The following is a 7,141-nucleotide window of genomic DNA, read 5'->3' as shown; positions in this document are numbered from 1 at the left end:
TGACCACGCGGTGGGGGGCTCGGGCGTGGGTCACGGGTTAGGCGAGCCGGTCGGCGGGGTGGCCGGGGTCGAGCGGCAGGTAGGCGGCGCCGGCCCGCCAGATCGCCAGCAGGACGACGATCAGCTCGGGTGACTTGTCCAGGCAGACCGCGACCACCGAGCCTTCGCCGACGCCCAGTTCGCGCAGCCGCAGGGCCGTCCGCTGGGCCCGCCGGTCGAGTTTGCCGTAGGTGAGGCGGCGGACGCCGTCCGGGCGGGGGGAGGTGACGGCGACGGCCTCGGGGTGTTCGGCGGCGGCCTTGGCGACGAGTTCGGGCACCGGGGTGTCGTGGTCGGCCCGCCGGTCGGCGCCGCTGAACCCGGTGAGGATGCGGCGGCGTTCGGCCTCGTCGAGCATCCGCAGCCGGCCGACCGGGCGGTCGGTGCCGGCGCTGGTCATGGCGTCCAGCAGGTTGCGGTAGTGCGCGGCCAGCCGCTCGACGGTGGCAGCGTCGAAGAGGTCGGAGTTGTACTTGAACACGCAGTGGAAGCAGCCGTCCGCGCGGTCCTCGTAGGCGGACAGCGTCAGGTCGAACTGCCCTTCCTCCTCGGGGAGTTCGATGTACTCCAGGCGGTAGCCGAAGCGCTCCACGGCGACCTTGTGGGTGAGCAGGATGAACATCGCCTGGAACACCGCCGAGCGGCTGGGGTCGTGCTGGAGCCCCAACTGCTCGACCAGCAGCGGGAACGGGTACTCCTGGTTGTCCAGGCCGCCGAGCACGCTCTCCCGCACCCGGGCCAGCAGCTCGGCCACGGTCGGCTCCCCGGCCAAACTGACGTGCAGCGGCAGCGGGTTGACGAAGTAGCCGTAGACGGAGGCGAACTCCTCCTGGGTGCGGCCGGTGACGGGGCTGCCGACCACGATGTCCTGCTGGCCCGACCAGCGGTGCAGCAGCAGGTAGTAGGCGCTCAGCAGCACCATGAACGGGGTGGCGTGGTGCGCGCGGGCCAGCTCGTGGACGCGGGCGGTCAGGTCGGCGTCGAGCCGGAAGAACGCCGAGGCGCCGTTGTGGGTCTGCACGGCCGGCCGGGGCCGGTCGGTGGGCAGGGCGAGGACGGGCATCTCGGCCGGCAGGTGGCCGCGCCAGTAGTCGAGCATCCGCCGGGCGTCGGGGCCGGCCAGGAAGCGGTTCTGGTGGTTGAGGAAGTCGAGGTAGCGGGCGGCCACGGCGGGGAGTTCGGGGGTGCGGCCCTGGCGCAGCGCCTCGTAGACCTCGAACAGCTCCTCGATGAAGGTGAAGGTGGAGATCGCGTCCGAGACGATGTGGTGGACGGCCTTCATCAGGACCCAGCGGTCCGGTCCGCGCCGGAACAGCCGCAGCCTGACCAGCGGGTCGTTCGCGAGGTCGTACGGCCGCCGGTACTCGGCGACGATCAGCGCGTGGATCTCCTCCCAGGGGCGGCCCTCGACGTCGAACAGTCCGGTGTCGGCCACCGCCTCCGGGCGGATCCGCTGGACCGGCCGGCCCTCCTCGGCGGTGAAGGCGGCCCGCAGCCCGGGGTGCCGGGCGACCAGCGTGCGGAAGGCGGCGAAGACCAGCTCGGGGTCGAGCTCGGCGCGCACCTCCACCGCGCCGCCGATGTTGTAGGCGAAGCCGTCCGGGTGCAGCTGGCGCAGGAACCACAGCGCCTGCTGGTTGTGGGTGAGCGGGTAGCGGGCCTCGTCGGTGTACAGCTCGACCTCGGCCTGCTCGGGGCCGCCCTCGGCGTCGAGCCGCTCGGCCAGGCCGGCGACGAGCAGGTCGACCAGGTCGCCGACGGTGCCGTTGCTGAGCAGCGCCACCACCGGCAGGGCGACGCCCAGTTCGCCGTGCACCCGGGCGCGCAGCTCCATCGCGAGCAGCGAGTCCAGGCCGTGCGCGCCGAGTCTGGTGTCCGGGGCGATCCGCTCGGCGCCGATCCGCAGCACGGCCGCGGCGGCGGCGGTGAACCGCTCGGTGACGAGCCGGTGCCGGGTCGGCGGATCCGCCGTGCGGTAGGCGTCCAGGAAGCCGCCGGTCTCGGCCGGGGCCTGCTCGGCGGCGCTGGCGGCCAGGTCGGCGACCAGCGGCGGCGGCGCGGGGTACCAGGCGAGGAAGGTCGGCCAGTCGACCACGGTGGCGACCAGCAGCTGGGCGCGGTCCTGGCCGAGGACGCGCTCCAGCACGGCCGTGCCGGCGTCCGGCGGGAGCGAGCTCATGCCGCGGGCGTCGCGGTAGTGGGCGACCAGGCCCAGTTCCTCGATCATGCCGGTGGCCCAGGGGCCCCAGTCGAGGCTGAGCGCGGGCAGGCCGACGGCCCGGCGGTGGTGGGCGAGGGCGTCCAGGAAGGCGTTGCCGGCCGCGTAGTTGGTCTGCCCGGCGGTGGTGAGCAGCGAGGCGACGGAGGCGAACAGCACGAAGTGGTCGAGCGGTTCGTCGCGCAGCAGCCGGTGCAGCAGGTGGCCGCCGACCACCTTGGGGGCGTATCCGGCGTCGAAGGCGGCCCGGTCCATCTGCGGCACCAGCACGTCCTTGACCTGCCCGGCGAGGTGGAACACCCCGCGGATGGGCGGGCGTTGGCGCTGCCGGTAGTCGGCGAGCCAGGCGGCGAGGGCGGTCTCGTCGGTGACGTCGACCGGGGCGAGCAGCGGTTCGGCGCCGAGCGCCTGGAGTTCGCGCAGGAAGGCGATCCGCTCCCCGGCCGGGCTGGCGGGGTCGGTCCGGTACCACTGGTCGCGCTCGGGCAGCGCGGTGCGGCCGACCAGGATCAGCCGCCGGGCGCCGCGCCGGACCAGGGTGCGGCAGAGCAGCCGGCCGAGCGCGCCGAACGCGCCGGTGACCAGGTAGCTGCCGTCGGGGCGCAGGACCGGCGGCAGCGGGCGGGTGAGGCCCTCGGCCTGGCGGAGCCGGCTGGTGCGGCGGTGGCCGGCCCGCAGGGCGATCTCCTGCTCGTCCCGGGAGGCGAGTTCGGCGAGCAGCGCCTCGGCCTGGTCGAGCGGGTCGGCGGCGGGGTCGAGGTCGATCAGGGTGCCGCGCTGGGCGACGAGTTCCTGCTGCCAGAGCACCCGTCCGATGCCCCAGGCGGGTGCGCCGAGCGGCTCGACCCGGTCGGCGGGGTCGGCGGCCTGGGTGCCCCGGGTGACGATGTGCAGCCGGGCGTCCGGGAGGGCGGCGGGCAGGGCCTGGGCGAGGGCGATCAGCGCGTAGCCGCCGAGGGTGGCGAGCTGGTCGAGCCGGTCGGCCGTGGTGGTGTCGAGGGCGGGCTGGTCGAGGTTCCACAGCTGGACGACGGTGCGGTAGCCGGGGCCGAGGTCGGTGAGGAGCCGGGTGAGGTCCTCGGCGGAGTCCGGGCGGACGGTCGAGCGCCCGTCGCCGGGCCGGTAGCCGGTGCCGGGCCGGACCAGGTGGCAGCGGGCGCCGCGTTCGGCGGCCAGCGCGGCGAGGCGTTCGGCGAGGCCGCCGGCGTCGGCGAACAGCAGCAGGTCGCCGAGGTCCTGGTCGGCGGGCGCGGCCGGGGCGTCCGTCCAGGCGAGTTCGGTGAGCCAGCCGTCGATGGTGGCGAGGCCGACCGAGGCGGGGGCCTGCGCGACGTCGGCGACCCGGAAGCCGGTGATCCGGCCGACCGGGGTGCCGTCCTCGGTGTACAGGGCGAGGTCGCCGACGAGTTCGCCGCCGCCCTCGCGGGTGACGGTGGCGTGCGCCCACAGCGGCCGGTCGCCGACCTGGTCGAGCCGGACCTCCTCGATGGACACCGGCAGCCGGACGCCGCCGTCCTCGGGGGTGAGCAGCCGGGTGGCCAGCAGGGTCTGGAAGCAGGCGTCGAGCAGCACCGGGTGCAGTTGGTGGTCGGCCGCCTCGGGGCCGAGCCGGTCGGTCGGGCTGATCCGGGCCAGTGCCTCGCCGGGGCTCGCCCACACCTCCTGGACGGCCTGGAAGGCGGGCCCGTAGTCGTAACCGCGGGCGGCGAGGAGCCGGTAGCAGTCGGGGCCGTCGAAGCGCTGTCCGCGCGAGCGGATCGCCTCGGCGTCCAGCGCCGGCCCGTGGGCGCGGCGCTGGCCGGTGCGGACCCGGCCGCCGGCGTGCACCACCGGTTCGCCGCCGGCCGGGGTGGAGGCGATGGTGAAGCGGGCGTCCTCCGGGGCGTAGCCGAGCTGGACGGGGGTGGGCTCGGTGTCGGAGAGGAACAGGGCCCGGTTCAGCTCGATCTCGGCGAGCACCACCTCGGTGCCGCCGGTGAGGGCGCGGACGGCCTGGGCGGCCATCTCCAGGTACCCGGCCGCCGGGAAGACCACCTGGCCCTCGATCCGGTGGTCGGCCAGGTAGGGCAGCCGCTCGGGGTCGAGTGCGGTGGTCCAGGCGGGTTGGGCGCTCGCGGTGCGGCGGCCGAGCAGCGGGTGGTCGACCTCGCCGAGCCGGACCTGCCGGACGGCGCTCGGCTCGACCCAGTACCGGTCGCGCCGCCACGGGTAGCCGGGCAGCGGCACCGGCCGGCCGGCCGGGTGCAGTGCGCGCCAGTCCGGTTCGACGCCCAGGGTGTGCAGTTCGGCGAGCGACCGGGTGAAGCAGGCGGGCTCGTCGGCGTGCCGGCGGATGGACGCCAGGGCGTGCGCGCCGTCGACGCACTCGCGGATCGCGTGGCCGAGCACCGGGTGCGGGCCGATTTCCAGGAACAGGCCGTGCCCGTCCTGGGCCATCCGTTCGACGGCGGCGCGGAAGCGCACCGGGTTGCGGACGTTGTGCCACCAGTACCCGGCGTCGAGTTCGGGGCCGCGGGCGAGGCCCTCGCGGGCGGTGAGGTAGAGCGGCAGCCGGGCCTCGTTGGGCTTGAGCGCGGCGAGCGCGGCGGTCAGCTCGTCGCGGATCGGGTCCATCCGCACGCTGTGGTACGGGACTTCGACCTCCAGGAAGCGGGTGAACACCTCCTGGCCGCGCAGGTCCTCGGCGAGTTCGCGCAGCGCGTCGGTGTCGCCGGCCAGGGTCACGGCGGAGGGGCTGTTGACGGCCGCCAGCGAGACCCGGGCGCGGTACGGGCGGATCCGGCGCTCCGCCTCGGCCTCCGGGAGGCCGACGGCGAGCATGGTGCCGGTGCCGGCCAGCCGCTGCTGGAGGCGGCTGCGGGCGAGCACCACCCGGACGGCGTCGGCCAGGTCGTACACCCCGGCCTCGTGGAAGGCGGCGACCTCGCCGGTGCTGTGCCCGACCACCGCGTCGGGGCGCAGGCCGTGGCTGCGCCAGAGCGCGGACAGGCCCAGCTGGACGGCGAAGTTGGCGGGCTGGGCGAGCCAGGTCTCGGCCATCCGGGAGTCGGCCTCGTCGCGGTGCAGTTCGTCGAGCAGGGACCAGCCGGCCTGCTCGCGGATCTCCCGGTCGCAGGCCTGGACGGCCGCCCGGTAGACCGGTTCGTTCTCGTACAGGCCCCGGCCCATGCCCCACCACTGCGGGCCCATGCCGGTGAACACCCAGGCCAGGCGGCGCTGTTGGCGCTCCCGGGCGCGGCCCTGGAGCACCCTGGGGTGCGCCTCGCCGCGCTCGTGGGCGGCCAGCGCCTCGTCCAGGTCGTCCTGCGTGGAGTAGACCACCGCGAGCCGCTCGGGCAGGTGCTGGCGCCGGTGCGCCAGGGTGTGGCCGAGGTCGGCGAGCGGCACCCCGGCGGCGAGCTCCCGGCGGATTCCGGCGGCGAGTTCGGGCAGTCCGGCGGCGTCCTTGGCGCTCAGCGGCAGCACGGTGCAGGCCGGCTGCGGGGCCGGGGCGGCGGGCCCGGCGCTCGGCGCCTCCTCCAGCAGGACGTGCGCGTTGGTGCCGCCGAAGCCGAAGGAGTTGACGCCGGCCCGGGCCGGCCCGTCGTGCTCGGGCCAGTCGACCGGGGCGGTCGGGATGTCGAAGGGCAGCGCGGCCAGGTCGATGCCGGGGTTGGGCCGTTCCAGGTTGAGGTGCGGCGGGATCCGCCGGTGCTTGAGGGCGAGGGCGGTCTTGATCAGCCCGGCGACGCCGGCGGCGGCCTCGGTGTGCCCGATGTTGGTCTTCACCGAGCCGACGTAGCAGCGGTCGCCCGGGCGGCGGCCGACGCCCAGCACCCGGCCGAGCGCGGCCGCCTCGATCGGGTCGCCGACCGGGGTGGAGGTGCCGTGCGCCTCGACGTACTGGAGGCTGCCGGGCACCACCCCGGCCTCGGCGCAGACCCGTTCGATCAGGGTGACCTGGGCGTCCGCGCTGGGGACGGTGATGCCGTTGGTGCGCCCGTCCTGGTTGACGCCGCTGCCGAGGATGACGGCGTGCACCGGGTCGCCGTCGCGCAGCGCGTCCGACAGCCGCTTGAGGACGACCACGCCGACTCCCTCGGCCCGGACGTAGCCGTCGGCGGAGGCGTCGAAGGCGCGTGAGCGGCCGTCGGCGGACAGGAAGCCTCCCTTGGTCTCGGCGATCGTGTACTGCGGCGCCATGTGCAGCAACGCGCCGCCCGCCAGGGCGAGTTCGGTCTCGCCGCGGAGCAGGCTCTGGCAGGCGAGGTGCACCGCGACCAGGGAGGAGCTGCAGGCGGTGTCGATCGAGACGCTGGGGCCGCGGAAGTCGAAGCAGTGCGAGATCCGGTTGGAGACCATCGTCATCATGGTGCCGGTGGCGGTGTGCGCGGCGAGCGTGCGGAAGTCGAGGTCGGCGAACTGGAGGATCTTGTAGTCGAGGGTGAAGGCCCCCATGTAGACGCCGACGTCGCGGCCGGCCAGCTCGCCGGGGCGCAGGCCGCCGTCCTCCAGGGCCTCCCAGCTGACCTCCAGGAGCTTGCGCTGCTGCGGGTCCATGTGCTCGGCCTCGCGCGGGCTGATGCCGAAGAAGTCCGGGTCGAAGGTGTCGAACCCGTCGATGTAGCCGCCCCGGCCGCCGATCAGGCGGCCCGGTTTGGAGCGGTCGCGGCTGCCGAGCGTGCCGGTGTCGTAGCGGTCGGCGGGTGTCGCGGTGAGGCAGTCCCGGCCCTCGACGAGGTTGCGCCAGTAGGTCCGGTGGTCGTTGGCGTGTCCCGGCAGGCGGCAGCCGATGCCGGTGATCGCGATCCGGTCGCAGGGCACGGCGAAGGGCGAGGTGGTCATGATCCAATCCGAGGGTGATGGCGTGGCGGCGCGGACACGGGCGGAGGAAGAGCGGCCTCG

The 7,141-nt window shown here is 75.1% G+C and carries 1 protein-coding gene; it reads right to left on the bottom strand.

Features of this window, described 5'->3' with window-relative positions:
• Nucleotides 1–37 precede the first annotated feature (37 nt).
• A complete protein-coding gene (locus tag ACFV6I_RS05325; RefSeq protein WP_380423632.1) occupies nucleotides 38–7,081 on the bottom strand; it encodes a condensation domain-containing protein in 7,044 nt (2,347 codons plus the stop codon).
• Nucleotides 7,082–7,141 lie beyond the last annotated feature (60 nt).

This window comes from Kitasatospora sp. NPDC059803 (assembly GCF_042732255.1).
Classification (GTDB): domain Bacteria; phylum Actinomycetota; class Actinomycetes; order Streptomycetales; family Streptomycetaceae; genus Kitasatospora.
The sequence above is the reverse complement of the archived record's forward strand: the minus strand, read 5'-3'. Positions and strand labels throughout refer to the sequence as shown.

Bases quoted from the DNA above. Each gene is read 5' to 3' on its own strand.
- ACFV6I_RS05325 (WP_380423632.1), bottom strand. From the start codon at position 7,081: ATGACCACCTCGCCCTTCGCCGTGCCCTGCGACCGGATCGCGATCACC.